The 26,344-nt window shown below is 68.5% G+C and carries 23 protein-coding genes; 8 read left to right on the forward strand and 15 right to left on the reverse strand.

Annotated features, from left to right (window positions below; genetic code table 11):
* Positions 1 to 4: 4 nt before the first annotated feature.
* Both FHW81_RS00485 and ppnN read right to left on the reverse strand, forming a co-directional pair.
* On the reverse strand, positions 5 to 592 hold the full coding sequence (locus FHW81_RS00485; protein WP_016263088.1) for a biliverdin-producing heme oxygenase: 588 nt from the start codon (positions 590 to 592) through the stop codon (positions 5 to 7).
* Between the two features lie 117 nt (positions 593 to 709).
* Positions 710 to 2,095, reverse strand: a complete 1,386-nt coding sequence (gene ppnN, locus FHW81_RS00490; RefSeq protein ID WP_003121931.1) for a nucleotide 5'-monophosphate nucleosidase PpnN — start codon at positions 2,093 to 2,095, stop codon at positions 710 to 712.
* Positions 2,096 to 2,514: 419 nt separating this feature from the next.
* On the opposite strand from ppnN, the gene FHW81_RS00495 reads away from it, so the two are divergent.
* The 3 genes from FHW81_RS00495 (at position 2,515) to FHW81_RS00505 (ending at position 8,749) form a co-directional block, all read left to right on the forward strand.
* Positions 2,515 to 3,024, forward strand: coding sequence for a GNAT family N-acetyltransferase (locus FHW81_RS00495; RefSeq protein ID WP_003101282.1), 510 nt, complete (start codon positions 2,515 to 2,517; stop codon positions 3,022 to 3,024).
* A 153-nt stretch (positions 3,025 to 3,177) separates the two neighbouring features.
* A complete protein-coding gene (locus FHW81_RS00500) occupies positions 3,178 to 4,368 on the forward strand; it encodes a sugar transporter (protein ID WP_003119093.1) in 1,191 nt (396 codons plus the stop codon).
* 127 nt (positions 4,369 to 4,495) lie between these two features.
* Positions 4,496 to 8,749 (forward strand): PAS domain-containing hybrid sensor histidine kinase/response regulator, encoded by a 4,254-nt coding sequence (locus FHW81_RS00505; protein ID WP_003101286.1) that lies wholly within the window; start codon positions 4,496 to 4,498, stop codon positions 8,747 to 8,749.
* 163 nt (positions 8,750 to 8,912) lie between these two features.
* Here the strand turns inward: FHW81_RS00505 and FHW81_RS00510 are convergent, their stop codons facing one another.
* Complete coding sequence (locus FHW81_RS00510) at positions 8,913 to 9,311, reverse strand: hypothetical protein (protein WP_003093424.1); 399 nt, start codon at positions 9,309 to 9,311, stop codon at positions 8,913 to 8,915.
* A gap of 64 nt (positions 9,312 to 9,375) precedes the next feature.
* Positions 9,376 to 10,569 (reverse strand): extended-spectrum class C beta-lactamase PDC-3, encoded by a 1,194-nt coding sequence (locus FHW81_RS00515; protein WP_003121934.1) that lies wholly within the window; start codon positions 10,567 to 10,569, stop codon positions 9,376 to 9,378.
* Between the two features lie 148 nt (positions 10,570 to 10,717).
* On the opposite strand from FHW81_RS00515, the gene ampR reads away from it, so the two are divergent.
* A complete protein-coding gene (gene ampR, locus FHW81_RS00520) occupies positions 10,718 to 11,608 on the forward strand; it encodes a LysR family transcriptional regulator AmpR (RefSeq protein ID WP_003101291.1) in 891 nt (296 codons plus the stop codon).
* Between the two features lie 16 nt (positions 11,609 to 11,624).
* Here ampR and FHW81_RS00525 read toward each other — a convergent pair whose 3' ends face one another.
* Both FHW81_RS00525 and FHW81_RS00530 read right to left on the reverse strand, forming a co-directional pair.
* Positions 11,625 to 12,011, reverse strand: coding sequence for a hypothetical protein (locus FHW81_RS00525; protein WP_169917315.1), 387 nt, complete (start codon positions 12,009 to 12,011; stop codon positions 11,625 to 11,627).
* A gap of 155 nt (positions 12,012 to 12,166) precedes the next feature.
* Positions 12,167 to 13,411, reverse strand: a complete 1,245-nt coding sequence (locus FHW81_RS00530; RefSeq protein ID WP_003118204.1) for a cyclic di-GMP phosphodiesterase — start codon at positions 13,409 to 13,411, stop codon at positions 12,167 to 12,169.
* A 323-nt stretch (positions 13,412 to 13,734) separates the two neighbouring features.
* Between FHW81_RS00530 and FHW81_RS00535 the strand changes: the two genes are divergently transcribed.
* From FHW81_RS00535 to FHW81_RS00545, 3 genes are all read left to right on the forward strand, one after another.
* A complete protein-coding gene (locus FHW81_RS00535) occupies positions 13,735 to 14,202 on the forward strand; it encodes an HvfA family oxazolone/thioamide-modified RiPP metallophore (protein ID WP_003121936.1) in 468 nt (155 codons plus the stop codon).
* A 74-nt stretch (positions 14,203 to 14,276) separates the two neighbouring features.
* Positions 14,277 to 15,107, forward strand: a complete 831-nt coding sequence (locus FHW81_RS00540; protein ID WP_003118206.1) for an HvfB family MNIO-type RiPP peptide maturase — start codon at positions 14,277 to 14,279, stop codon at positions 15,105 to 15,107.
* Positions 15,100 to 15,855, forward strand: a complete 756-nt coding sequence (locus FHW81_RS00545; protein ID WP_003118207.1) for an HvfC family RiPP maturation protein — start codon at positions 15,100 to 15,102, stop codon at positions 15,853 to 15,855. Before FHW81_RS00540 ends, FHW81_RS00545 begins: the two co-directional genes overlap by 8 nt.
* Positions 15,856 to 16,107: 252 nt before the next feature.
* Here FHW81_RS00545 and FHW81_RS00550 read toward each other — a convergent pair whose 3' ends face one another.
* The 4 genes from FHW81_RS00550 to bfmR all read right to left on the reverse strand — a co-directional run bounded on the left by FHW81_RS00550 (position 16,108) and on the right by bfmR (position 19,449).
* Positions 16,108 to 16,617, reverse strand: coding sequence for an HvfX family Cu-binding RiPP maturation protein (locus FHW81_RS00550; RefSeq protein WP_003113020.1), 510 nt, complete (start codon positions 16,615 to 16,617; stop codon positions 16,108 to 16,110).
* Between the two features lie 31 nt (positions 16,618 to 16,648).
* Complete coding sequence (locus tag FHW81_RS00555) at positions 16,649 to 17,278, reverse strand: ferric reductase-like transmembrane domain-containing protein (protein ID WP_003113021.1); 630 nt, start codon at positions 17,276 to 17,278, stop codon at positions 16,649 to 16,651.
* 129 nt (positions 17,279 to 17,407) lie between these two features.
* Positions 17,408 to 18,712, reverse strand: a complete 1,305-nt coding sequence (locus FHW81_RS00560) for a sensor histidine kinase (RefSeq protein ID WP_003113022.1) — start codon at positions 18,710 to 18,712, stop codon at positions 17,408 to 17,410.
* Positions 18,709 to 19,449, reverse strand: a complete 741-nt coding sequence (gene bfmR / locus FHW81_RS00565) for a two-component system response regulator BfmR (RefSeq protein WP_003113023.1) — start codon at positions 19,447 to 19,449, stop codon at positions 18,709 to 18,711. Before bfmR ends, FHW81_RS00560 begins: the two co-directional genes overlap by 4 nt.
* Positions 19,450 to 19,805: 356 nt before the next feature.
* On the opposite strand from bfmR, the gene FHW81_RS00570 reads away from it, so the two are divergent.
* Complete coding sequence (locus FHW81_RS00570; RefSeq protein WP_003113024.1) at positions 19,806 to 20,066, forward strand: DUF2790 domain-containing protein; 261 nt, start codon at positions 19,806 to 19,808, stop codon at positions 20,064 to 20,066.
* Here the strand turns inward: FHW81_RS00570 and FHW81_RS00575 are convergent, their stop codons facing one another.
* The 5 genes from FHW81_RS00575 to FHW81_RS00595 form a co-directional block, all read right to left on the reverse strand.
* The gene (locus FHW81_RS00575; RefSeq protein WP_003118209.1) at positions 20,067 to 21,746 is read right to left on the reverse strand and encodes a GMC family oxidoreductase; all 1,680 of its coding nucleotides are present in this window, start codon (positions 21,744 to 21,746) and stop codon (positions 20,067 to 20,069) included. It lies immediately after the preceding gene.
* A 154-nt stretch (positions 21,747 to 21,900) separates the two neighbouring features.
* Positions 21,901 to 23,205, reverse strand: a complete 1,305-nt coding sequence (locus FHW81_RS00580) for a carbohydrate porin (RefSeq protein WP_003093407.1) — start codon at positions 23,203 to 23,205, stop codon at positions 21,901 to 21,903.
* An 84-nt stretch (positions 23,206 to 23,289) separates the two neighbouring features.
* A complete protein-coding gene (locus FHW81_RS00585; RefSeq protein ID WP_016852460.1) occupies positions 23,290 to 24,015 on the reverse strand; it encodes an SDR family NAD(P)-dependent oxidoreductase in 726 nt (241 codons plus the stop codon).
* Between the two features lie 14 nt (positions 24,016 to 24,029).
* On the reverse strand, positions 24,030 to 25,088 hold the full coding sequence (locus tag FHW81_RS00590; RefSeq protein WP_171893945.1) for a 2,3-butanediol dehydrogenase: 1,059 nt from the start codon (positions 25,086 to 25,088) through the stop codon (positions 24,030 to 24,032).
* Complete coding sequence (locus FHW81_RS00595; protein ID WP_003158816.1) at positions 25,085 to 26,344, reverse strand: MFS transporter; 1,260 nt, start codon at positions 26,342 to 26,344, stop codon at positions 25,085 to 25,087. The genes FHW81_RS00590 and FHW81_RS00595 overlap by 4 nt, the downstream gene beginning before the upstream one ends.

Raw genomic sequence — 26,344 nt, forward strand, 5'->3', positions numbered from 1 at the left:
GCAGTCAGGCTTCGTCGAGAACCCATCGACGAAACGAAAGGAATGTAGCCTGTGCCGCATCCTGCGCAAGGCCGATGGCTTCGGGGCTGTCGATCTGCCGGGCGAGCTGTTCGAGAAACTCCTGCCAGCGCACCCCGGTTGCCTGGCCGTAGCCCCGCAACCACTGTAGCGGCAGACCGGGCAGGCGTGGAGCTAGTCGTTTGTAGAGATACGCGCCGCCCAGCGTCGCGCCTTCCATCACGTAGGCCACCCCGAAGACCTCCGCGGCCCGTGTCGCATTCGGCAGGTCGGCGCAGCGCGGTAGCGCCTCCACCTGCGCGCGGCTCATGCCGCCGGCCAGCAGGTCGCTTTCCAGCCAGGCGCTCTTGACCAGCCGCGCTTCGGCCCGCAGCGCCGCCGGCCAGCCGCTGCGGTTGTCGCGCAGCGCGCGCTCCAGGGGTTCGAGCCAGCCAAGGATGCGTCCGGCATGGTCGAGGTAGGCGCGGTCGTCGAGATCGTCGTCGCCCAACGGCGAACGGCGGTCCAGTTCTGCGTGCAGGTCACGGGTGGCGTCGCGGAGTGCGGCGAGGGCTGGCGATGGAGATGGGGACATGAGGTCAGGGCCAGCGATTCGAGGCATGAACGGAAAAGAGTAGCAGGAAGCCGTACGCCCGGCTCGGAATAAATGGGCATCCCCGCGCGCGGCGCAGGGATGCCGGAGCGGGCGCGCTCAGGCCGCCTCGGTCTGCACCACCCGGTAGCAGGGGACGTAGGCCGCGCCGCCGGGCAGCTTCATCCGGTGCTGCTTGACGAAGGCCTGCAGCAGGCGGTCCAGCGGCAGCATCACCGCCGGGTCGCCGTGGATCTCGTAGGGCCCGTATTGCTCGATCATGCGGATGCCGTTGTCCTTGACGTTGCCGGCGACGATTCCGGAAAACGCGCGGCGCAGGTTGGCCGCCAACTCGTGGGGCGGCAGGCTGCGGCTGAGCTGGAGGCTGGCCATGTTCTCGTGGGTCGGCTCGAACGGGCGCTGGAAGCTTTCATCGATCTTCAGCATCCAGTTGAAGTGGAAGGCGTCGTTGCGCTCGCGGCGGAACTGCTTCACTTCCTTCAGGCCCTGGGCCATCTGCTTGGCCACCTCGGCCGGGTCGTCGATGACGATCCGGTAGTGGCGCTGCGCCGCATGGCCGAGGGTCGCCCCGACGAATTCATGGAGCTGCTGCAGGTAGGCTTCGGCGCTGCGGGGACCGGTGAGGATGACCGGGAAGGGCAGGTCCTGGTTGTCCGGGTGCATGAGGATGCCCAGCAGGTAGAGGAACTCTTCCGCGGTCCCGGCGCCGCCGGGGAAGATGATGACCCCGTGGCCGACGCGGACGAAGGCTTCCAGGCGCTTCTCGATGTCCGGGAGTATCACCAGTTCGTTGACGATCGGGTTCGGCGCCTCGGCGGCGATGATTCCCGGTTCGGTCAGGCCCAGGTAGCGACCGCCGACGATGCGCTGCTTGGCGTGGCTGATGGTGGCGCCCTTCATCGGTCCCTTCATCACCCCCGGTCCGCAGCCGGTGCAGACGTCCAGGCTGCGCAGGCCGAGCTCATGGCCGACCTTCTTGGTGTACTTGTATTCCTCGCTGCTGATCGAATGACCGCCCCAGCAGACGACGATCTTCGGCTCGACGCCGGGGCGCAGCGTACGGGCGTTGCGCAGCAGCTGGAAGACGTAGTCGGTGAGGCCCTGGGAACTGTCCAGGTCGACGTGCTGGCTGTCCAGCCCGCTCTGGGTATAGACGATGTCGCGCAGGGCGCTGAACAGCATCTCGCGAGTACTGGCGATCATCTCGCCATCGACGAAGGCGTCGGCCGGCGCGTTGATCAGCTCCAGGCGCACGCCGCGGTCCTGCTGGTGGATACGCACCTCGAAGTCCTTGTAGGCGTCGAGGATGGTCTTGGCGTTGTCGCTGTGGGCGCCGGTATTGAGGATCGCCAGGGCGCACTGGCGGAACAGTTGGTAGGTCTTGCCGTTGGCGGTTTCGCTCAGTTGTTGCACTTCGCGTTGGGAGAGGGTTTCCAGCGTGCCTTTCGGACTGACCGAGGCGTTGATCACAGGGCGATGAGACATGTGCGATTCCATGCAGGGGATGCGGCGGCGTAGAAGAGCCGCGGCATCCGGATAAGGGAGCGCCGGGCAGGTTGCGTGCCGGGGGAGAGGGCGATCAGCCGTCGGAGTGGGGCGACGAGGCAACCGTGCGCTGGGGCTTGGCTCCAGGGTCTTGGTTAAATGTAATAGCGAGAACCTGACTGATCTGACAAGGAAAATCTCGAATTTATCTGTCGCCGGCCTGGCACCGGGGAAATCCTGCCACTAGCCGTGGACGAAAAGATCCGGCATCGGCTGGGATAATCGACTCTTCTCCTGATATCGTTGCGTTTCCGCCGGATGCTCGGCCAGTCGAAGGGAGGAACGAAGCATGTCGTATGAACAGTCCAGCAGCGTACCTAGCGACTTTCTTTCCTCCTTTTTCCAAGAGCCTGTCATCCATGATCGAACTCAGAACCATCACCCGCGACGATTGGGAAACCTGCATTGACCTGAAGGTCGCCCGCCACCAGGCGCACTTCGTCGCTTCCAACCTCTATTCGCTGGCCCAGAGCCGCTTCCTGCCGGGGTTCCGCGCGGTCGGCATCCACCACGGCGGGCGCATGGTCGGCTTCGCCCTCTACGGCCCCGACGCCGACGACGGCCACTACTGGCTCTACCGTCTGATGATCGACCGCCGCTACCAGGGCAAGGGGCATGGCCGCGCCGCCCTGCAACGGATCATCGCCAGCGTGCGCCGGACGAGGCGGCGCAGCGATCGCCTGATGGTCGCCTACGCCGTCGACAACGACGTGGCCCGCCAGCTTTATCGGGATGCCGGCTTCGTCGAACAGGGCCTCGCGCCCTGGGGCGAGACGATGGCCTGCCTGATGCTGCCGGAGCCGTCCCATCGCTCCGGGAAGGTCGCCGGAGCGCCGGGCGGGCGTGCAGCGCACGGCGTCCCGGCGTAGAATCGCGGGATTCGGCAGTTCCCTCCAATACCTATAACGACCATCCAACGCACATCGCCGCCCCGGACCCTTGCGTCCGGGGCGTTTTCCGTCGTGCGTGGCGAGGGTCGCGGGACCTGCCCGTCCGCCCCCTGCTCCGGAACCGAACGCCCCATGGACAGCACCTCCGAAACCCGCAGCGGCAGCTGGCTGAGCGTGATCGCCCTGGCCCTGGCCGCCTTCATCTTCAACACCACGGAGTTTGTCCCGGTCGGCCTGCTCAGCGACATCGGCCACAGCTTCGAGATGCCCACCTCGCAGGTCGGCCTGATGTTGACCATCTATGCCTGGGTGGTGTCGCTGGCCTCGTTGCCGATGATGCTGCTGACCCGCAATATCGAGCGGCGCAAGCTGCTGGTCGGGGTATTCCTGCTGTTCATCGCCAGTCACGTGCTGTCCGGGCTGGCCTGGAGCTTCCAGGTGCTGATGCTCAGCCGGATCGGCATTGCCTTCGCCCACGCGGTGTTCTGGGCCATCACCGCTTCGCTGGCGGTGCGCGTGGCGCCGCCGGGACAGCAGGCCAAGGCGCTAGGGCTGCTGGCCACCGGCACCACCCTGGCGATGGTCCTGGGCATCCCGCTGGGGCGGGTGGTCGGCGAGGCCCTAGGCTGGCGTACCACCTTCATGGCCATCGCCGGACTCTCGGTGCTGACCCTGCTCTACCTGGCGCGCTCCCTGCCGCTGCTGCCAAGCCAGAACTCCGGTTCCCTGCGCAGCCTGCCGATGCTGTTCCGACGCCCGGCGCTGGTTTGCCTGTACGTGCTGACCGTGGTGGTGATCAGCGCCCAGTTCACCGCCTACAGCTACATCGAGCCCTTCGCCAAGCAGGTGGCGCGGATGAGCGGCGAGGCGACCACCCTGCTGCTGCTGTTGTTCGGCGGCGCCGGGATCTTCGGTTCGATCCTCTTCAGCCGCTACAGCGAGGCTTTCCCGCGAGGCTTCCTGCTGGCCGCGATCCTCGTCTTGGGCAGCAGCCTGGCGCTGTTGTTGCCGCTGTCCGCGCAGCCGACCTGGCTGATGGCGCTCAGCCTGCTCTGGGGCATGTCGATCATGTGCTTCGGCCTGGCCCAGCAGTCCCGCGTCCTGCGCCTCGCCTCGGACGCCACCGACGTGGCCATGGCGCTGTTCTCCGGCCTGTACAACGTCGGCATCGGCGCCGGCGCGCTGCTCGGCAGCGTGGTCAGCGAACGCATGGGCCTGGCCTCGATCGGCAACGTCGGCGCCGTGCTGGCGCTGGCCGGCCTGCTGCTCGCCCTGTTCGCCGCACTGCGCTACGCGGAGGCGCTGAAAAGCACGTCGTTGTGAGCGGTCATACCTGGGGTCGGATGATTCGGCGGAGGAATCCGCCCGCTTGATCTAGTCTTCTGGGACGAAAAGGCGCAGGGAGTGCGGGATTGCCCCGCGCCGGGCCGGCGCAGGGACGGAATATCGGGTGAACGTACAACAGAGCAAGTTCAGGCTGAGCCGCTGGGCGGGCGCGACACTGGCGCTCGGACTGCTGCTGTCCGGGCTGGGCGCCTGGGGGCTGGCGCTGGTCAACGAGCAACAGGCGCGGATGGCGCTGGAACGCGAGGCGGAACTGCTGGCCGAGGCGGTGACCCGCCGCGTGGAACTCTACCAGTATGGCTTGCGCGGGGTGCGCGGTGCCTTGCTGACGGCGGGCGAGGCGCACATCGACCGCGAACTGTTCCGCCGCTACAGCCTGACCCGCGACATCGACCGCGAGTTTCCCGGCGCCCGCGGCTTCGGCTTCATACGCCGGGTGGCGGCCGCCGACGAGGCCGGGTTCCTGCGCCAGGCGCGGGCCGACGGCCAGCCGGAGTTCCGCATCCAGCAACTGACTCCGCACGATGGCGAGCGCTACGTCATCCAGTACATCGAGCCGGTGGCGCGCAACGGCCAGGCGTTGGGCCTGGACATCGCCTCGGAAGCCAATCGCCGGGAGGCCGCCCGCGCCGCCCTGGAGACCGGGCAGGTGCGCCTGACGGGGCCGATCACCCTGGTCCAGGCCAGCGGCTTGCGCCAGCAATCGTTCCTCATCCTGATGCCGATCTACCGCAGCGGCATCACTCCACCGCCGGGGCCCCAGCGCGAACTCGAAGGCTTCGGCTGGAGCTATGCGCCGCTGCTGACCGGCGAGGTGCTGGCCGGGTTGCCCATCGACAACGCGGCGATCCACCTCGAACTCAGCGACGTCACCGGCGACGGCGCTGCCGTGCCCTTCTTCGTCAACGGCGCCGCGGCGCCGGCTCAACGCCTGTTCGGCCACATGCTGCGGCGGGAGATCTACGGTCGGCACTGGCAGATGGCGTTCAGCGCACTGCCGCTGTTCGTCCAGCGCCTGCACCAGCCTTCGCCGCGCATCCTGTTCCTGGCCGGCAGCCTGGTCAGCCTGTTGCTGGCGGCGCTGGTCAACGCCAGCGCCCTCGGCCGCCTGCGCCGGCGTCGGGAGGCGGCGACCCAGGCGCGGCTGGCGGCGATCGTCGGCAATTCGGCGGACGGCATCATCGGCGTCGGCCTCGACGGCGTCATCAGCGACTGGAATCGCGGGGCCGAGGCGTTGTTCGGCTACCGCGAGGAGCAGGCGGTCGGGCGGCGGGTGGTGGACCTGCTGGTGCCGCCATCCAAGGAGAACGAGGAACTCGACATCCTCGCCCGCATCGCCCGTAAAGAACAGGTGGTCAGCTTCGATACCGTGCGCCGGCACCAGGATGGCCACCTGCTCGACGTGGCGGTGACCGTCTCGCCGATCCTCGGTCCGGACGGCGGCGTGGTCGGCGCCTCGAAGACCGTACGCGACATCTCCGCGAAGAAGGCCGCCGAGGCCCGCATCCGCGAACTCAATACCGGCCTGGAGCACCAGATCGCCGAGCGTACCGCCGAACTGCGTCGGTTGAACGTACTGCTCGGCAGCGTGCTGCAGGCGGCGTCCGAGGTGTCGATCATCACCCTCGACCGCGATGGCATCATCAGCGGCTTCAATCTCGGTGCCGAGCGGATGCTCGGCTACCGCGCCGACGAGGTGGTCGGCAAGGCCTCGCCGACCCTGCTGCACAGCGAGCGGGAGTTGCTCGCCCGCGGCCAGGAGCTGGGCGAGGAGGGTTTCCGCGTGCTGGTGGCGCGGGCCGAACAGGAGGGCGCCGAGACCCGCGAATGGACCTATCTGCGCAAGGACGGCTCGCCGCTCAGCGTGACGCTTTCGGTTACCGTCCTGCGCGACGAGGCTGGGGCGATCAACGGCTACCTGGGCATCGCCGTCGATGTCACCGAATGGCGCAACGCCGAGCGCGAGATGGCCGCGGCGCGCGACCAGTTGCAAATGGCCGCCGACGTGGCGCGCCTGGGCATCTGGCGCTGGAACCTGGCCGACGACAGCCTGCAGTGGAACGAGCGCATGTGCGAGCTGTATGGCCAGCCGCTGGCGTTGCGCGACGGCGGCCTGGTCTACGAGCATTGGCGCAGCCGCCTGCATCCGGAAGACCTCGAGCGCACCGAGGCCAGCCTGCGCGCGGCGGTGGAGGGGCGCGGCAACTACGATGTGATCTTCCGCGTGGTGCTGCCCGACGGCGGCATCCGCTTCATCCAGGCCGGCGCGCAGGTCGAGCGCGACGCCGACGGCAACCCGCTGCAGGTCACCGGGATCAATATCGATATCACCAGCGACCAGCAACTGCAGGCGCGCCTGCGCGAGGCCAAGGAGCAGGCGGACGCCGCCAGCGCGGCGAAGTCGTCGTTCCTGGCGAACATGAGCCACGAGATCCGCACGCCGATGAATGCCGTGCTGGGCATGCTGCAACTGGCCCGGCAGACCGATCTCAACGAACGCCAGCGCGACTACCTGGACAAGGCCAGCTCGGCGGCAACCTCGTTGCTCGGCCTGCTCAACGACATCCTCGACTACTCGAAGATCGAGGCCGGCAAACTGGTCCTGGAAATGCTTCCCTTCGAGCTGGAGCCGCTGATGCAGGACCTGGCCGTGGTGCTCTCCGGCAACCAGGGCGACAAGGACGTCGAGGTGATCTTCGACATCGATCCCGAGCTGCCCAGCGCGGTGGTCGGCGACCGCCTGCGCCTGCAGCAGATCCTCATCAACCTGGCCGGCAACGCACTGAAGTTCACCGCCCGCGGGCACGTCCTGGTGAGCTTGCGGCGGCTGGCGCACGACGCCCACCTGGTGCGCCTGCGGGTGCTGGTGGCGGACACCGGCATCGGCATCAGCGCGGAACAGCAGCAGCGCATCTTCGAAGGTTTCACCCAGGCCGAGGCGTCCACCTCGCGACGCTTCGGCGGCACCGGCCTCGGCCTGTTCATATGCAAACGCCTGGTCGACCTGATGGGCGGTGAATTGCGGGTCGAGAGCGCGCCGGGCAGCGGTAGCCGGTTCTGGTTCGACCTGGACCTCGACGTCGCCCACGACCAACCGCTGCGTGCGGCCTGCCCCGGGGCCGGAGAACCGCTGCGGCTGCTGGTGGCGGACGACAACCTGGTAGCCGGCGAGCTGCTCGAACGCACGGTCGGCGCCCTCGGCTGGCGCGCCGACTGCGTCGGCAGCGGCAGCGAGGCGGTGGCGCGGGTCCAGGCGGCGATGGCCGAGGGCCGTCGCTACGACGTGGTGCTGATGGATTGGCGCATGCCCGATCTCGACGGCCTCAGCGCGGCGCAACTGATCCGCCAGTTGCAGGGCGACCTGCCGCCGCCCATGGTGATCATGATCACCGCCTATGGCCGCGAGGTGCTGGCCGATGCGCGCGACCACAGCGCGCCGCCCTTCGTCGATTTTCTCACCAAGCCGGTCACGCCCAAGCAACTGGCCGACTCGGTGCTGCATGCGTTGCACGGCGAACAGGGCGCCCCGGCCAACCCGCCGCCGCGCCCGGTGGAGCGCACCCAGCGGTTGCGGGGCGTGCGTCTGCTGGTAGTGGAGGACAACGCGCTGAACCGCCAGGTCGCCGCCGAGCTGTTGAGCAGCGAGGGCGCCCGGGTGGCCCTCGCCGACGGCGGGCTGGCGGGCGTTCAGCAGGTGCTGGAGGCGAGCGTGCCGTTCGACGCGGTGCTGATGGACATGCAGATGCCGGATATCGATGGTCTCGAGGCGACCCGGAGAATCCGCGCCGACGGGCGCTTCGCCGGGCTGCCGATCCTGGCCATGACCGCCAACGCCTCGCTGGCCGACCGCGAAGCCTGCCTGGCGGCGGGCATGAACGACCATGTGGCGAAGCCGATCGACAAGGAGCGCCTGGTGCTTTGCCTGCTCGGTCATCTCGGCAGGAGCGGCGCCAGGGGCGCGCCGGCAACGGCAGCGGACGCGGGCGAACTGGTCGAGGCGCGGGGCGATATCGTCGGGCGTTTCGGCGGCAGCCTGGAGCTGATCGTCCAGGTGTTGCGGCGCTTCGTTCCGGACATGCAGGACCTCTTCGCCCAGCTCGAACGCCAGCTCGGCGAGGGCGATGTCCAGGGCAGCGCCGCGACCCTGCATACCATCAAGGGCAGCGCTTCCACCGTTGGCGCCAGCGCCCTGGCCGGCCGTGCCAGCGAGCTGGAGCAGGCCCTGCGCCGCGCCGATCCGCTGCGCGGCATGGAAATCCTCGCCGGCATCCGCCTCGACGAACTGCGCACCCTGTGCGATGCCTGCCTGCTCCGCCTGCAGGCGATGTTCGGCGACGTGCAGGCGGAGTCGGCGAGCTGAACCCCGGCGCGGTGGCCAGTCCCGCCAAGGATTCAGGCGGACCCGGGGCTCGCCTGCATCCGCTGCGGCCTGTAGGGCGAATAACGCCATGGGCGTTATCCGCCGATACTCCTGAAGCCCGCCCAGGTCTTGAGCGACATCCTCTTCCTGTCGTTCAGTACCTTCAGGCGTCGCGCAGCAGGTCATGGGCGTTGAGCAGGGCGTAGGCGACTTCCGGGCGCTTCTCCAGGCCGCGGCGGATGGCGGCGGGAATCGCCTGGCGGGTCTTGCGGCAGAGCCCCGGCTGCTCCTCGAAGCGCATGCGGATGCCGCGCATGCTGCGCACCTCGCCGAAGGCCGGGGCGATCCGCAGGCGGATGCCCAGTTGTTCCTCCATGCGCCGCAGCAGGTGTTCCAGGTCTTCCAGGCTGCGCAGGGCTTCCAGGCGAGCGGCCAGGCGCTGCTCTTCCTGGCGGGTCAGGAGGAGGATGCGACGGTCCGCGCCGGGCGCCTCCAGGCGCTCGCGTTCGCAGACGCAGGCGCCGGGCGGGCAGGGCTGGCGGAGGGGCGGGGAAGCGCTCATGGCACCATCATAGCCAGGACCGGCGTCCCGCGCCGCTACGCTCCGTCGCCCTCGCGAGCGCGCTTCAGCGCTTCAGCGGCACCTTGCCCTGCTGCTCCAGGCCGCTGAGGATGGCGTAGGCGATCTTCACCCGCTCGGCATTGGGATAGTTGCGGTTGGCCAGGATCACCAGTCCCAGGTCGCGGCCCGGGACGAACGCCACGTAGGCGCCGAAGCCGTTGGTGGAACCGGTCTTGTTCAGCAGGCGCTGGCCCTCCAGCGCCTGTGGCGCGGGCAGCCTGGCGATCCTGTGCGGTTGCAGCGCCATCGGCGTCGAGTTGCCGGCCTGCAGGCGCTTCAGGGAGATCGGCCAGTCGTAGGCTTCCCAGCCCAGGCCCTGGGTCATGTCGCCGACCTTGTAGTAACCGCGATGGGTGGCATCGAGCGCCTGCGCCCAGGGCCTGTCCAGGCGCTCCGGATGCAGGTTGGCATCGACGAAGCGCAGCAGGTCGGCCGCGCTGGTCTTCACCCCGTAGCCTTCGGCATCCAGCGGGCCGGGACCGACCCGTAGCGGGCGGTCGTCCTTGCCGTAGCCCTGGGCGTACTGCGCCAGCGCCGCCTCGGGCACGTCGAGGTGGGTCTGTTCGAGGCCCAGTGCCGGGAACACTTGCTGCTCCATGAGTCGTTCGAACGGCTGGCCCAGGCTGCGCGCGGCGAGATAGCCGAACAGGCCGATGCTCGGGTTGGAATAGAGGCGCTGGCTGCCCGGCGCATAGGTCGGCTGCCACTGGCGGTAGTAGTCGCGGATCTGTGCCTGGTCCTTCTGCACCGAGTCGGGGAACTGCAGCGGCAAGCCGCCGGCGGTATAGGTCGCGAGGTCGAGCAGGCTGATGCCGTCGAAGCGGCTGCCCTGCAGTGCCGGCCAGTGCTGGCTGGCGCGGTCGTCGAGGCGCATCTTGTCCTGGGCCAGGGCATAGCCGGCGAGGGTGGCGGTGAAGGTCTTGCTCACCGAGCCGATCTCGAACAGGGTCTCCGGCGTCACCCGGCGGCCGTCCTCTTTCGAGGCCAGCCCATAGCTGAAGTAATGCGGTTCTCCTTTCAGGCTGATGGCTACGGCCAGGCCCGGAATGTCATTGGCCTTCATCACCGGTTGTACGGCGGCGTCGACCAGTGCCTTCAGGCGATCCGCCGGGGCCTCGCCGGCAATGGCCGGGGTGGTGGCGAACAGCAGTGTGGAAGCGGCGATGCCGCACAGGCAGGGGAATCTGGTATCGCGCATGAGGATTGGCGTCCTTTGTCGTTGGCTGCATGAGAAACCGCCCCGGGAGCGCTCCTTGATCGGCGGGCGGGGAAAATCTAGGCTTGCGCAGGATTTGCGGCAAACGACGAATACTCGCGGCAGCCATTAGAAAAATTTGGAGCAGAGATTGGTTCGACCCCATTTGCCGCTGAACGCCCTGCGCGCCTTCGAAGCTTCGGCCCGGCACCTGAGCTTCACCCGCGCGGCCATCGAGCTGTGCGTGACCCAGGCGGCGGTCAGCCACCAGGTGAAGAGCCTCGAGGAGCGTCTCGGCGTGGCCCTGTTCAAGCGTCTGCCGCGCGGCCTCATGCTGACCCACGAGGGCGAGAGCCTGCTGCCGGTGCTGTGTGACTCCTTCGACCGCATCGCCGGCCTGCTGGAACGTTTCGAGGGTGGCCACTACCGGGACGTGCTCACCGTCGGCGCGGTCGGAACCTTCACGGTCGGTTGGCTGCTGCCGCGGCTGGAGGACTTCCAGGCGCGCCATCCCTTCATCGATCTGCGCCTGTCCACCCACAACAACCGCGTCGACATCGCCGCCGAGGGGCTCGACTACGCGATCCGCTTCGGCGGCGGCGCCTGGCACGGCACCGAGGCGCTGGCGTTGTTCGAGGCGCCGCTGACGGTGCTCTGCTGCCCGGAGGTCGCCGCCCAGTTGCACAGTCCCGCCGACCTGCTGCAGCACACCCTGCTGCGCTCCTACCGCGCCGACGAGTGGCCGCTGTGGTTCCAGGCGGCCGGACTGCCGGCGCACGCGCCACTGACCCGGAGCATCGTCTTCGACACCTCGCTGGCCATGCTCGAGGCGGCCCGCCAGGGTGTCGGCGTGGCCCTGGCGCCGGCGGCGATGTTTGCCCGGCAACTGGCCAGCGAGAGCATCCGGCGTCCGTTCGCCACCGAAGTGAGTACCGGCAGCTACTGGCTGACGCGCTTGCAGTCGCGGGGGGAGACCAGCGCGATGCTGGCGTTCCGGGGGTGGTTGCTGGAGATGGCTGCCGTTGAGGCGCGGGGGAGATAACGGTTATGCAGGCGATTCAAGTGTCGATGAAGAAGTAATCACCTTCCTCGCGCCTTTTTTTATACGCTCGGGCCCTCCCAAGGTTGATACGGTTTGAGGCGTTGGGGTTGTGATTGGAATTGCTGACGGCGTGGCGGATATGGACCGGCTCGTCGGCGTTGCTGATCGCTCCGCTAAGCGTCACTCCCAGGCTGGCGGCATAGGCCCGGCGTGCCGCAACGATCTCGCTCTCGAGCATGCCTGCTTTCCCTGCTGCGGCAACGACGGCAAGTTCGCATAGGCGGCCAGCCTTCCTCGGGGAAACCCTCAGGTCGGCGCCTGCGGACCACAGGGCAATCAACGCTTTGGATGGAGCACAGCCATTTCTGCTGTGCTCTTCGATTGTCTCCAGGAGCGGACTCATATGGCCTCTTGAAAACTGTCGGCGGATTGCCAGCAGTATCGACGATGGTGCGCTTAAAGCAACGCGGAGCAGGCGGAGATTGCGGCGAAACGGCGGATAACGCTTCGCGTTATGCGCCCTACGGGAGCGGTGCTCGGCTTGCGGGCGGAAGGCGTCTACGGATTTCCGGTTCCCGCGTCGAAATAAGAGCCCGTGGACTTGGCCAGTCCCGTCCACATCTCGTCGAGATTGCGGAAGTTCCAGGCTTCCGCCGGCTCGAAGCCGACGATTCGGTCGGTCTGTCCGGCCCTACCCAGGTCTACCACCTGCTGCGGGATCGGCACCTTCGAGCGGGCCGAGAAGAATACCTTGACCCGTGGCGTCAGCAGCGAGCGGCCGTGTTGTTCGAGGACCACGCCGAGGCGCCCGCTTTCCAGCCTGACCAGCGCGCCGACCGGGTAGATGCCCACCGCCTTGACGAAGGCGCGGAACACCTGCGGGTCGAAGTGCCCGTTCCATTCGGCCATGCGTCGGATCGCCTCGGCGGCGTTCCAGCCCTTATTGTAGGGACGGTCGGAGGTGATCGCGTCGTAGACGTCGCACACCGCGCCCATTCGCGCCAGCAGGCTGATCTGCTCCTGCGCCAGGCCGAAGGGGTAGCCGGTGCCGTCGATGCGCTCGTGGTGGTGCAGGCAGACATCCACCACCAGGGCGCTGACCTGGCGGCAATCGAGCAGCATCCGCGCGCCGTTCTGCGGATGCCGGCGAACCAGGCCGAACTCCTGGTCGGTGAGCTTGCCGGGCTTGTTCAGGATCGGATCGGGCACCGCCATCTTGCCGATGTCGTGCAGCAGTCCGGCCAGCCCCGCCTCGCGTACCAGCGGGTCGGGCAGTTCGAGCTGGCGGGCGAGGGCGATCATCAGCGCACAGACCGCCACCGAATGCATGTAGGTGTATTCATCCGAGGTCTTCAGCCGTACCAGGCTGAGTAGCGCGTTGGGATGGCGCAGCACCGAGGCGGAGATTTCGTCCACCAGGTCCGATGCATGCGCGGTATCGATGGCCTGGCCCATGCGCGCGTCGCGGAACATGCTGACCACGGCGGCCTTGGCACGGCTGCAGAGCAGGGCGGCGTGGCGGATTTCCTCCTCCAGGGCGACCCGCGCCGGCGAAGGGCCGGCCGGCATGGTGACCGGCAGGACCGCAGCGGCCGAGACCGCCGCTTCCTCCGGGAGGTCGAGGCCCTTGCTGGCATCGATCCAGACCTCCTTCACGGCGCTTTCGCGCAGGCGCTGCAGGTCGGCCTGGCTGTCGAGCAGGAAGCCACCTCTTTTCCAGAACGGGTGGTCCAGCCACGAGCCGCAAAGGCTCTGGACGAACATACCGAGGCGAAGCTGGGTTACCGGAATGCGTTTCAGCACGATGGGCTCGACCTCGAGACTGGGCCAGGTGGCTGTCTCCTAACGGTAGCCGAGATGGGCCGGCGGGAGTGAGAGATGCCCGGCACTTCGTCGGCATGCCCGCGCTCGATTGCGTATCGCTTTGTATCCATGCGCGGTTTCGATACCTCCGGCGTACAAATCCACGTGTCGGGCGATACACCCCCGATACATCTCCCAGGCGAAATGGCCACATCCGAACCGCGGCGCCCGGGACGACCCCAGAAGGTCCCGCCGCCCGGTTCGTACCGGCGCCCACCAGCGCCGCGCCTGCGGCCCGGCCGCGTTTACTGTGGAGAAGAAGCATGTCCGTTTTCGATTCGCGTCAAAAGACTTCCGCTAGCCTGCTCGGTGCCGTACTGGTGGGGGGAATGCTGCTCGGCGGTTCGGCGTTCGCCGTCGAGCCGCTGGGCCAGGGGCTGCAAGTGGCGGCGGCGAGCGCCGGCGAAGGCAAGTGCGGAGAAGGCAAGTGTGGTAGCGGCGGCTCCGCGAAGACCCCGGCCAAGGCCGGCGCCGAGGGCAAGTGCGGGGAGGGCAAGTGCGGCGACGCCTCCTTTGCCCGAACCGACACCGATCACGATGGCAAGGTCTCGCGCGCCGAGTTCCTCGCGGTGGCCAAGGACCGTGCCGGTGAGTTCGACAGCATCGATAGCGACCATGACGGCTTCATTTCCGAAGCCGAGGCCTACGAACACCTGCGCAAGACCTACGAGGCCAACGGCAAGCCGATGCCCGCCGGGCTGTTCAGCAAGCTGGAGCAAGGCCGGCACTGAGCCTTTCCACACCCTGGCGGCGCCCTCTCTTTCCCCTGGGAAAGCGGGGGCGTCGCCGTTTCCGGAGCTATCCCATGACCCTGATCGACAACGCCGCCGGCCTCGGCCTGAGGCGCGGCCTGCTTCCGCAACTGCTGGCGATGGCGCCCGGCGCGGTGGACTTCCTCGAATGCGCGCCGGACAACTGGATCGGCGTCGGCGGTGCCTTCGGTGCCGACCTGGAGCGCCTGGTGGAGCGCTTTCCACTGACCTGCCACGGTCTCTCGCTGTCCCTCGGCGGCTCCACACCGCTGGATGCCGCCTTCATCGAGCAGACCCGACGCTTCCTCGTCCGCCACCGGGTCGCGTTGTACAGCGAGCACCTCAGTTACTGTTCCGACGATGGCCATCTCTATGATCTGTTGCCGCTGCCGTTCACCGAGGCCGCGGTGCGTCACGTCGCGGCGCGCATCCGCGAGGCGCAGGAACGCCTGGAGCGGCGCATCGCGGTGGAGAACATTTCCTACTATGCAGCGCCGTACCGGGAGATGAGCGAGATCGAGTTCGTCAACGCGGTACTCGACGAGGCCGACTGCGACCTGTTGCTGGACGTCAACAACCTGTTCGTCAACGCCTGCAACCACGGCTACGACGCCCTCGACTTCCTCGCCCGGCTGCCGCCCGGGCGGGTCGCCGCCTACCATGTGGCGGGGCACTACGACGAGGCGCCGGACCTGAAGATCGACACCCATGGTGCCGCCGTGAAGCCCGGCGTCTGGGCCTTGCTCGGAGCCGCCTATCGTCGCTTCGGCGTGCGCCCGACCCTGCTCGAGCGGGACTTCAACTATCCGCCGCTGGGCGAACTGCTGCTGGAAGTGGAGCAGATCCGCCAATGGCAACGCGACGAGGGACGCCGTCATGGATGAGCGCCTGCGCCAACAGCAGTTCAGCCTCGCCCGGCACCTGCGCGACCCGCTTGGCAATGCGCCGCCGCCGGACATCGAAGAACGTCGCCTGCGGGTCTACCGCGAGCTGTTCTACAACGCTATCGAAGGCCTCCTTGCCAGCGGCTTCCCGCGCTTGCGCGGGCTGCTTGGCGAGCAGCAGTGGCATGGCCTGGTGCGCGAGTTCTATCGCGAGGAGAGAAGCCATACCCCCCTGTTCACCCGTATCGCCGGGGTCTTCGTCGACTACCTGCGGCAGCGGGGCGAGTATCGGCCGGCGTGGCAAGCCGAGTTGGCCCACTTCGAATGGAGCGAAACGCGCCTCTACCTGGCCGAGCCCGACGATCCGCCGTATCGGCGTGAAGGCGACCTGCTCGACGGGGTGCCGCTGCTGTCGAGCCTGGCGCTGCCGCTGGGCTATCGCTGGCCGGTGCATCGGCTCGAAGAGGACGTCGCGCTCGCCGAAGCGCCTGCGGAACCGACCCTGCTGTTGATGCACCGCGATTCCTCGCATCGCGTGCATACCGCGCGCCTGACTCCGCTGGCCTACCGCCTGCTGGAGTCGCTGGCGAGACGGCGCCTGAGCGGGCGCGAGCACCTGGCGGCGCTGGCGCTCGAGGCGCGGAGTGCGCCCGGAGCGCTCGACGCGGCGGGGCTGGAGTTGCTGGCAGCGTTGCGGACCCAGGGTGTCGTGCTCGGAACCCTGGAACGCGATTGGGCGGGCGGATGACGACGCAGCCCTTGTGGAGTCGATGCATCGGCGGATAGCGCCTTTGGCGCTATCCGCCCTACGTGGTGGGTGGGACGGTCTTGGTGTAGGGCGGATAACCGCTTGCGGTTATCCGCCGGGGTGGGTCCGGTGTATCGGCGAATAGCGCCGTTGGCGCTATTCGCCCTACGCGGTGGGTGGGATGGTTCTGGCTTGCTGTGAAAAACCCCGGAGGCGATCGCGTTCCGGGGTTTTTCCGTGGCTGGCCGAATCCTAGCGGGACAGGCCCAGGCGCCGCCCGAGCCAGTGGTCCAGGCTCAGCTTCCCCGCCCCCGCCAACAGCAGCGGCAGCAGCGCCGCCAGGTAGATCGCCGGGAGCTTGAAATTGCCGAAGCCGTGGTCGGTGATCGAGTAGCCGCGGGCCAGTTCCGCCAGGCTCGACCACTCCGCCGGCCAGTGTACGGCGGCGGTCGCCACCAGGGTGACGACGATCAGCACCAGGGCGGTCAGGCGGGTACCGAGGCCGAGCAGGAGGAACAGCGCGCCGAGCAGTTCGGCCCACAGCGACAGTTCCCAGTTGAAGGCGGCGGGCAGGCGGTCGAAGGGAAAGGGGAAAGCCGACTGGATATCGCCGAACCAGTTCTCGCCGTTCCACTTTTCCCAACCGGACTCGAAGAACTCCCAGGCCAGGAACAGTCGCAGGGACAGGTCGGCGCTCCAGCCGCCGCAGCGGTCGAGCAGGGCGAAGGGTCGGCGCCAGGCGCGCAGGTCGGATGCTTGCATGATCGATGTCTCGTTGAGGGCGGTGGATGGGTCAGGCCGGCTGTACGTCGCGACGACGCAAGCGCACGGCGAGCTTGGCGGTGAGCTTGAGGACGATGGCGGAGAAGATCGTGGCGAACGCCAGTACGTACCAGCCGCCCATGGGGATGCGTTTGAAGAACGACAGGCAGAAGATGCCCGCCAGCACCCAGGTGCCGGTCGAGTGCAGGGCTTTCCAGGCGCGTGGGCCGAGCAGTCGGGCCGGGGTGCGGAAGGAGGTGAGGGTGAGCAGCAGGATGAACAGGTAGCCGATCGAGCCGGGGATGTTCGCCGCGACCGAGCGGCCGCTCCAGAATGTCTCGGGGAACAGCTTCCAGTAGGCCAGGATCAGCAAGGCGTGTACTGCGTGGGAGAAGGCGAAGGCCAGGCCCAGGTAGCGCCTTTCACGGAGCAGCGCGCGGGTCCCCGGGCCGGGCACCAGGGTCGCCAGCGAGGACGCGAGGAAAGCGGCGAGGAACAGCGCGAAGGAACTGCGCGCGGTGGCGCGGATGGCGCTGCGCAGGCCCTCCACCGGTTGCGCCTGGAGAGCCAGGACGAGGGCGGTCATGCACAGCACGGCGACGGCGAGGACGGCGAACAGTCGCCAGCCGTGCCAGGCGGATTGAGAGGTTGGGACGGTCATGGTGGGGCTCCTGGTTGCCGGGAGCGGCTCGGCGATGTGCCGCCGCTTCCCGTGGCCAGGAGTGTTGCAAGCGGGTTTATCCGCAGTGTGTCCGCCGAGGGCGGTTATGTATCGCTCTGTACAGGCGCCTCAGGGGTCCAGCTCGATGCGCGCGCAAAGCCCGCCGCCGGCGCGGTTGGCCAGGGTCAGGCGGCCGCCGAGGGCCAGGCTCAGCTGCTGCGCGATGGCCAGGCCGAGGCCGGTGCCGCCGGTGTCGCGATTGCGCGAGTTTTCCACCCGGTAGAAGGGCTTGAGCACCTCGTCGAGTTCCTCGGCGGGAATCCCCGGGCCATTGTCCAGCACCTGGATTCGCGTGCCGCCATCGGTACGGCGTTCCACTTCCAGGCGCGCGGCGCCGGCGAACTTCAGCGCATTGTCGACCAGGTTCACCAGCACTCGGCGCAGGGCGTGCGGACGGGTGTCGATCACCGCGCCGGTACGGCCGTCGAGTTGTACCTGCTTGCCGCTGTCCTGATAGTCGAAGACCAGGCTGTCGAGGAAGGCGTCGAGGTCCACCCGGCAACTGGTCTCGGTGCTGCCGTGCATGCTGCGGGCATAGGCCACGCCTTCGCGGACCAGGTGCTGCATCTCTTCGAGATCATTCCACAGCTTGTCCCTGTCGCTGGAGGCGTCCATGAACTCGACGCGCAGCTTCATCCGCGTGATCGGCGTCTGCAGGTCGTGGGAAATCGCCGCGAGCAATTGCATGCGCTCCTTGAGGTAGTCGGCGATGCGCGCCTGCATGGCGTTGAAGGCCGCCGCTGCATGCGCCACTTCGCGTGGGCCGGTTTCCGCGAGAGGCTGTGCCGGACGATTCGGATCGAGATGTTCCACGGCCTTCACCAGCCGGGTCAGCGGGCCGATGGCGGTGCGCACCGCGAGGCCGGTGCAGAGCAGCAGCAGGAGCAACTGCACCAGCAGTACCAGCGGCAGCCAGCCGGACAGCGGCACCGGGGCCGGCGTGACGTCGATGGTCAGCGGGCTGCCGTCGCGCAGGCGCAGGAGGACCTGGAAGTGCGGACGGCTGTCGGCCACCGTGCGCAGGGTCAGCGGGTATTGACCGTCGAGGGCGCGTTCGATGGAGTGCGCGGCAACCGGCGCGTCGGCCAGCGCCAGCGGCTGGCCGGGCTCGCCGGCGTCGAGGCGATAGCGGTAGGTGCGTCGTTCCAGGCGCGGCAGCCAGGCCTCGCGCTCGGCGGGCGTCAGGCGGTCGAGCATGGCTACCGAGATCGCCACGTCCTGTTCGAGGCTGTCGAGCATCATGTGCTTCGCGGTCTGGTAGCGCTCGTAGAACTGCGAGGCGAAGGACAGCCCGTAGGCCAGCACCAGCCCGGCGAAGAGGATCAGCGCCAGGCGCGCGGCGAGGCTGCGCGGGCGCGGCACGGCGAGCTTCATGGATGGGCCTCGACCAGTCGCACCGGCAGCGAGAACACATAGCCCTCGCTGCGCACGGTCTTGATGTACTCCGGTTCGCGGGCGTCGTCGCCGAGGCGTTGGCGCAGGCGGCTGACCAGCAGGTCGATGGAACGGTCGAAGATGTCCGCCTCGCGGCCCTGGGTCAGGTTGAGCAACTGGTCGCGACTGAGTACCCGTTGCGGATGATCGAGGAACACCCGCAGCAGGCGGTACTCGGCGCCGCTGAGGGCGACCACGGTGCCGGCGTCGTCGAGCAGGTGGCGGGCGCTGGTGTCCAGTTGCCACTGGCCGAAGCCGATCAGCCGGCTGCTCTCGCTCACGGTGAGGTTCGGCGGCAGCATCCGCGTACGCCGCAGCACGGCGTTGATCCGGGCAAGCAGTTCGCGGGCGGAGAAGGGCTTGGTCAGGTAGTCGTCGGCGCCCATCTCCAGGCCGATGATGCGGTCGGTCTCGTCGTTGCGCGCGGTGAGCATCAGCACCGGCGTGGCCTTGTGCTTGCCGACGCGCAGCTCGCGGCAGAGCAGCAGGCCGTCGTCGCCGGGCATCATGATGTCGAGGACGATCAGGTCCACCGTGTTGGCTTCGAGGAACGCGCGCATCTGCCGGCCATCGGCGACGATGGTGGTGCGCAGGCCGTTCTTCTTCAGGTAGTTGCCTACCAGCTCGCGAATCTCGCGGTCATCGTCGACGATCAGGATGTGATCGACATGCTCCATTGCCTGGCTCCCGTGGCGGTTGGTGTGCTTGCAAGCAGTGTATCCGCGCCCGCGGCGCTTGCCTGCCGGGGTTTGTATTGCACTGTATCCGGAGCCGGGGCGAATACCGGGGCGTGCAAAAAAGCCCGGTTGTCGCTGTCGCGAACGGGGGAGACGACGGATGGCGCCGGGCGCGATTCGTCCGGCGGGAGCGGGGCGGCGAATGTACGGCCATGTATCGGCCGGCAGCGGCGATACAGCGGCTGACGAATCGGGCATTCCAGCGACACATCCGGGACAACTCCGCGGCCTGGAATAGGCCTCGACGAAGGCATGTCGCCTTCCACCGACGCGGTCCTGCCGCCAGGATATCCCCCATGACTCGCACCCTGCTCGCCACCACCCTGCTCGCCGCGCTTGCGCTTCCCGCGTTCGCCGCCCAGGCCGCCGCACCGGTACCGACCGAAAGCTACCGCTACGGCATGCCGCTGGATGTGCACAAGGTGGTGGCGACCCAGGAACAGGCGTCGACCACCTGCGAGATCGTCGATGCACGGATGGACTACCTAGACTCCGCCGGCAAGCTGCATTCGCTGGCCTACCGCAAGTACGCCAGCGCCTGCAGCCAGGGCGGCTAGTCAGGCGCCGGCCAGAGCCTGCACGGCCGGTTGTCGCGCGGGCGGTGCATGGGGCGCCGGCTTGCCGAGGATCAGGTCGGCGGCCTTCTCGCCGATCATGATCGCCGGGGCGTTGGTATTGCCGGTGATCAGCGTCGGCATGATCGACGCATCGGCCACCCGCAGGCCTTGCAGGCCGTGCACGCGCAACTGGTCGTCGACCACCGCGAGCTGGTCGTGGCCCATCTTGCAGGTGCCCACCGGATGGAACACGGTGCCCAGGTTGGCGCGGATCCAGGCCTCGATCTGGCCGCGGCTGGAAACCTGCGGGCCCGGTACCAGCTCGCCCTTGAGGTGACGGGCGAAGCTGCGGCTGGCGGCCAGTTTGCGGACCAGTTGGAAACCCCGGACCAGGGTATCGAGGTCGGCAGGGTGGCTGAGGAAGTTGGCTTCGATCAGCGGCCGGTCGTGCGGGTCCGGCGAGTTCAGGCGGACCCGCCCGCGGCTCTGCGGGTGCATCACCGCGACGTGCAGGCTGACCCCGTGGCCGAAGGGGACCAGGCGCTGCGGCTGGTTCTTCAGCGCGGGGGCGACGATCAGACCCAGCTCCGGGGTCTCTGCCTGCGGGTCGAGGCGGAGGAAGCCACCGGACTCGACGGTGTTCGAGGTCAGCGCCCCGCGCCGGCCGAACAGGTACTGCCAGGGCGAGCGCAGCAGCGGCAGCCAGCCCTTCGGCGAGAAGCCCAGGCCGTAGCCGAGCTTGGCCTCGGTGCGGTACATCAGCACGATGTCCTGGTGGTCCTGCAGGTTCTCGCCGACCCCAGGCAACTCATGGCGCTGGACGATGCCGTGGCGCGCCAGTTCCGCCGCCGGGCCGATGCCGGAGAGCAACAGGAGCTGCGGCGAGTTGATCGAGCCGGCGCTGAGGATCACTTCGCGGCGTGCCTGTAATTGCACGACCTCGCCAGCCTGGCTGATCTCCACGCCGGTGGCGCGGGTACCTTCCAGCAGCACGCGCAGGGTCAGCGCCGAGCTGAGCACGGTGAGGTTGGGCCGCGCCAGGGCCGGGTGCAGGAAGGCGCGCGCCGCGCTACAGCGTTCGCCGTTGACCTGGGTGACGTGGAACGGGCCGATGCCTTCCTGGCGCTCGCCGTTGAAGTCGGCGTTGTACGGCCAGCCCATTTCCTCGGCGGCCTGGAAGAACACCTGGTTGATCGGGCCCGGGCTGCGCTGCGCGGCGACGTTCAATTCGCCGCCGCGCCCGTGCCAGGGCGATTCGCCCGGCTCGAAATGTTCCGAGCGGCGAAAGTAGGGCAGCAGCTCGTCGTAGCTCCAGCCACGGTTGCCGAGGGATGCCCAGCGGTCGTAGTCGTGGCGGTCGCCGCGGATGTAGATCATCCCGTTGATCGCGCTGGAGCCGCCCCAGACCTTGCCGCGCGGGCAGGCGATCGGCTGGTTGGCGGTGCCGGGCTGGGCGGCGAAGCGATGCATCCAGTTCCACTTCGGGTTGGCGATCAGGCGGATGATCCCGGCCGGCGTGCGGATGTAGGCGGCGGGGAGCGGCGTGCGGTCGCTGGGGCCGGCCTCGACCAGGCAGACCGAGACGGCGGGATCGGCGGAAAGACGGTTGGCCAGGACGCAACCGGCGGAGCCGGCGCCGACCACGATGTAGTCGAACGAACGGCGGGCAGTGGAAGTCATGTCGGCACCTTTCTGGGTGTGCTGCCGGGCCTCGCCCGGCGTTCTTTTTCGCCCCGCGCCCATGGGCGCGACGCTACTCCATTGGACGGGGAAGCGCGCCCGGCCGCTTGTCCCAGCCTGCCGGCGGGGTTGACCGAGGCTGCCAGGCGGCGCGCTAAAGCCCCAGCAGCGAGCCCATGTCGACCATCAGTTGCAGGCCGACGACGAAACCGTCTCCGCTCAGTTCGCGAGCGCCGGGGTTGTAGTAGTTGTCCGGGTTGAAGATGTACTGCACCGACGGCTCCAGCGCGATGTGCGGGGTCAGTGCGATGTGCGCATTGGTTTCCAGGGCGTACACGTCGCGCTGGCCGAGTTTCGCATCGCCGCCAGCGGCGATCCGCGCCTGGCGCTGGAACTCCAGCTGGTGATCGTTCAGGCGCAGGTAGCTGGCCTTGAGGTTGAGCTTGTCCCGCGTGCGGTCGAAGGGCGCATGGTAGGTCAGGCCCAGCTCGGCGAAATGACGGAACGGCTGCTTGTCGTCGGCCGATACCGACAGCGAGCCGAACAGCCCCAGCGCCCTCGGCGAATCGAGGCGGCCGCCGTCGGCGCGCCAGAACAGCTGCTGGAACTTGAAGAAGCCGCCGGCGCTGCCGTGGTCGCTGGCGCCGGTGAGCGGGTCGACCTGGTTGGCGGTGTTCAGGTAGGCGTTGAGTTCATAGTGCGAGCGGTAGGGATCGAGGCTTTCCTCGCGCTTGTCGCCGATCCCCAGCAGCAGGCTGGTGCCGCTGGCGTCGTCGGTGCCGAAATCGAGGCCATGGCGCTTCTTCAGGTAATCCACCGGGTTGGACTCGAAGGCCCCGGCGTGCAGGTACAGGGTCGGGGTCGCCCGGTACTTCAAGTAGCCGCCCCAGGCGCCGTAGGGCGGCGGCAGGATGCCGGTGGAGGCGTCGATGATCGGGTCGTTGCAGGTGACCACGGTCTCGCAGTTGTAGATCAGGAAATAGCGCCGCGCATTGGTCCGTCCGAGATGGCTGTCGAGGCGTCCGCCCAGCCACTGCTGCTGCCAGGTGAGCAGGCTCAGCTGGTTGGCGCCGATGTCGTTGTGCAGCGGCGCGCCGCCGAAGTAGCTGCCCACCGCGCCCTGCCAGCTCGGCCCGGTGGGCTGACCGGTGCCGCGGTCGAGGATGAACAGGGTTTCCTCGATGTGCAGCGAGGCGCCGTCCAGGCCGGCGAGGGTGGCGAGGTCGAGGTCGGCGCCGAGGAACAGGTCGCCGCTGTTGCCGAAGCTGTGCTGGCGCGGGCCGGTGTCGAGGTTCTTCAGCGACAGGCTCCAGAACTGCGCGTGGGTCTTCACGCCGTGGCGCTGGAGTCGTTCGCCGAACCCGGCCAGCGGGCCGCTGCGGCTGTCTTCGGCGGCCTGCGCGGAGAGACCGAGGAAACCGGCGCAGAGCAGCGCCGGCAAGGTGCGGAGGGTTTTCATGGCAAGGCACTCGTCTTGTTGTTGTTCTGTCGTGCGAATCGCTGTCCGCCCCAAGCGGACAGGTGCATCCGGAGCGAAGGCGGCTCAGGCGCAGAGATAGCCGCCGTCCACCGCCAGCACGGCGCCGGTGACGAAGCTGGCGCCGGGACCGCAGAGGAAGGCCGCGGCGCTGGCCACCTCGGGCGCCTCGCCCCAGCGCGCCAGCGGCGTGCGCTGCATGATCCGGCGGGTGGCCTCGACGTCGGCCTTGAGCCCGGCGCCCAGCGGCGTGTCGATCCAGCCGGGGGCGATGGCGTTGACCCGGATGCGCTCGGCGGCATACTCGCAGGCCAGGGAACGGGTGAGCTGGACGATGGCGCCCTTGCTGGCGCTGTAGGCCGGGCGGTCGGCGGAACCGAAGGTGCTGTACATCGAGGCGATGTTGAGGATGCTGCCGCCGCGCTGCGCCAGCAGCGGCCGGGCCAGTTGGCTGGCGAGCATGGCGGCGCTCAGGTTGAGGCGCAGCACCCGTTCGAAGGTAGCCAGGTCGTATTCCTCGCGGTCGCGGCTGATGCCTGCGTTGTTCACCAGCACATCCAGGCGCGGCAGCGCTTCGAACAGCCGTTGCAGGCGCTGGCTGTCGGTGATGTCCAGTTCTTCCCGGCGAATCCGCGGATGACGCGGTGCGTGCACGCCGTCGGCGTCCAGGCCGAGGGCGACGACTTCGGCGCCGAGTTCGGCGAACTGCATGGCGATGGCCGCGCCGATGCCGGAGCTGCCGCCAGTGACCAGCACCTGCTGGCCGGTGTAGATATCGTGTTGGAAAACCATCGGCGATCGTTCCTTCAGGCGTCGGCCAGGGCCGGGTTGGGATTGACCAGCACCTTGACCTGCGACTTGTCGCGCAGCAGGGCCTCGAAACCGTGCTCGACGGCCTGCTCCAGGGGCACGCTGCGGGTCACTGCGCGGGCCAGGTCGAGGCGGCCGTCGGCGAGCAGGGCGATCAGCTCCGGGTAGGCGTCGCGGTAGCCGACGCTGCCGAGCAGGCGCAGTTCGCGGTTGACCAGGTCGAAGGCGTCCAGCCGGACCTCGCCCATCAGGCTCACCAGCACCAGCTCGCCACCCTTGCGCAGGCTGGCCAGGGCGGCGTCGAGGCTGGCCTGGCTGCCGGCGGCCTCGAAGGCGCAGTCGAGCGCGCCGCCCTCGTGCAGGCGCGCCGCCGTGTCGCCGTCGCGGGCGTCGAGCGCCCGGCTGGCGCCGAACTCCCCGGCCAGGGCGAGGCGCTCGGGACTGACGTCGATCGCGACGATGTCCTCGATTCCGCGCAGGCGGGCGAGCATCACCAGCAGCAGGCCGATCGGGCCGAGCCCGAACACCGCGCAGCGCTGGCCCGGCGCCAGGCTGCTGCGGCGCAGCGCGTGCAGGGCCACGGCGGCCGGTTCGAGCACGGCGGCCTGGCGGAAGCCCACCGCGTCCGGCAGGCGGTGCAGCATGTAGGCCGGCACCCGCGCGCGCTCGGCGAAGCCGCCGTCGCCCATCAGGCCGATGAAGCCCATCGACTCGCAGAGGTTGTAGCGGCCTTCCCGGCAGTAGCGGCATTCGCCGCAGCGGTATTCCGGCTCCACCGCGACGCGGTCGCCGATGCGCAGTCCCTCCACGCCAGGGCCGAGCGCGGCGACCACGCCGCAGAACTCATGGCCGAGGGTCAGCGGCGCGCGGCAACCGGACAGCGGGTGCGCCTCGGCCTGGGGAATCGAGTGCGGGCCGCTCTGGTATTCGTGCAGGTCGCTGCCGCAGATGCCGCAGTAGGCGACTTCCAGTTCGACTTCGCCGGGCCGCGGCGCCTGGCGTTCCAGTTCGCTCAGGCGGAGGTCGCGGGCAGCGTGCCAGCGCAGTGCTTTCATGGTTGGTTTCCTTGCAGGACGGAGGTAGGCGCGCTGCGCTGGCGCGCCAGCACGGCGGGCGCGGTTTCGCGCAGGAACAGCGAGAGGAACGCGGCGAGCAGGGCGCCGCCGCAGGACATCCACATGACGATGGACAGGCCGAAGCGGTCGGCGGCGAAGCCGGCCACGGTCGGCGCGAGGAAACCGCCGACCAGTTCGCCGAGGCCCATGATCAGGCCGAGGGCGGTGGCGATGACGCCGCGCGAGACGGTCTCCGCCGGGATGGTCGCCATGAACAGGGTGAAGCAGCCGAGCCCGGTGTAGGTCAGCAGCAACAGCAGGCCGAGGCTGGTCGCGTTCGGCGCATAGAGCAGCGCCAGCGGGCAACACGCGGCGAGCAGGGAGAACGCCACCAGGGTCGGTCGACGGCCGATGCGATCGGATATCGCCGGTACGGCGAAGCCCCAGACCACCCAGGCGACGCCCAGGCAGCTCATCAGCCTGCCCATGGTCGCCGGGCTGAAGCCGCGGGCGTTGACCAGGAAGGTCGGGGTAAAGGAAATCAGCACGATGAACCAGGTGACGAATACGCAACTGATCAGGGTGCAGAGCAGGATGTTGCGGCTCTTCAGCAGTGCCAGGCGCTTGCCTTTCGCTTCTTCTGCGCGCGGCGCCGGGCGCTGCGCGCGGGGCGGGTCGGGACGCACATGGCGCCAGATCAACCAGGCGATCAGCAGGCCCGGCAGCAACGAGACGATGAAGGCGTGACGCCAGCCGAGGGTTTCGGCCAGGGCCACCAGCAGCGGCGGGCCGATCACCGCGCCGAGCAGGCCGGCCGCCGAGCCCTGTAGCAGACCCATGTTGAGGCCGCGGCGATGTGGCGAGGAGGCCTCGACCATCAGCGATTGCGAGAGCGGCAGGATCGGCCCCTCGGCCAGGCCCATGATGCCGCGGAACAGCAGCAGGCTGAGGAAGCCGCCGACCAGCCCGGACAGCGCCGAGCACAGCGAGAACAGGATCACCGCCACGATCAGCAGCGGCTTGCGCTGCCCGCGGCGGTCGGACCAGGCGCCGACCAGCGCGCCGGATACCGCCCAGGCCAGGGCCAGCACCGAGGAGAGCATGCCCAGGTGGCTGTTGCTCAGTTGCAGCTCCTGTTCCATGAAGGGAAACAGGAAGGACAGCGCCAGGCGGTCGAAGAAGACGAAGCCGAAGGTCAGGAACAGCACGCAGAGCAGGACGTTTTCGTAACTGGCGGAATTGTTGTTATGCGCCAT

This window comes from Pseudomonas sp. RC10-4-2, assembly GCF_050433085.1.
Classification (GTDB): domain Bacteria; phylum Pseudomonadota; class Gammaproteobacteria; order Pseudomonadales; family Pseudomonadaceae; genus Pseudomonas; species Pseudomonas aeruginosa.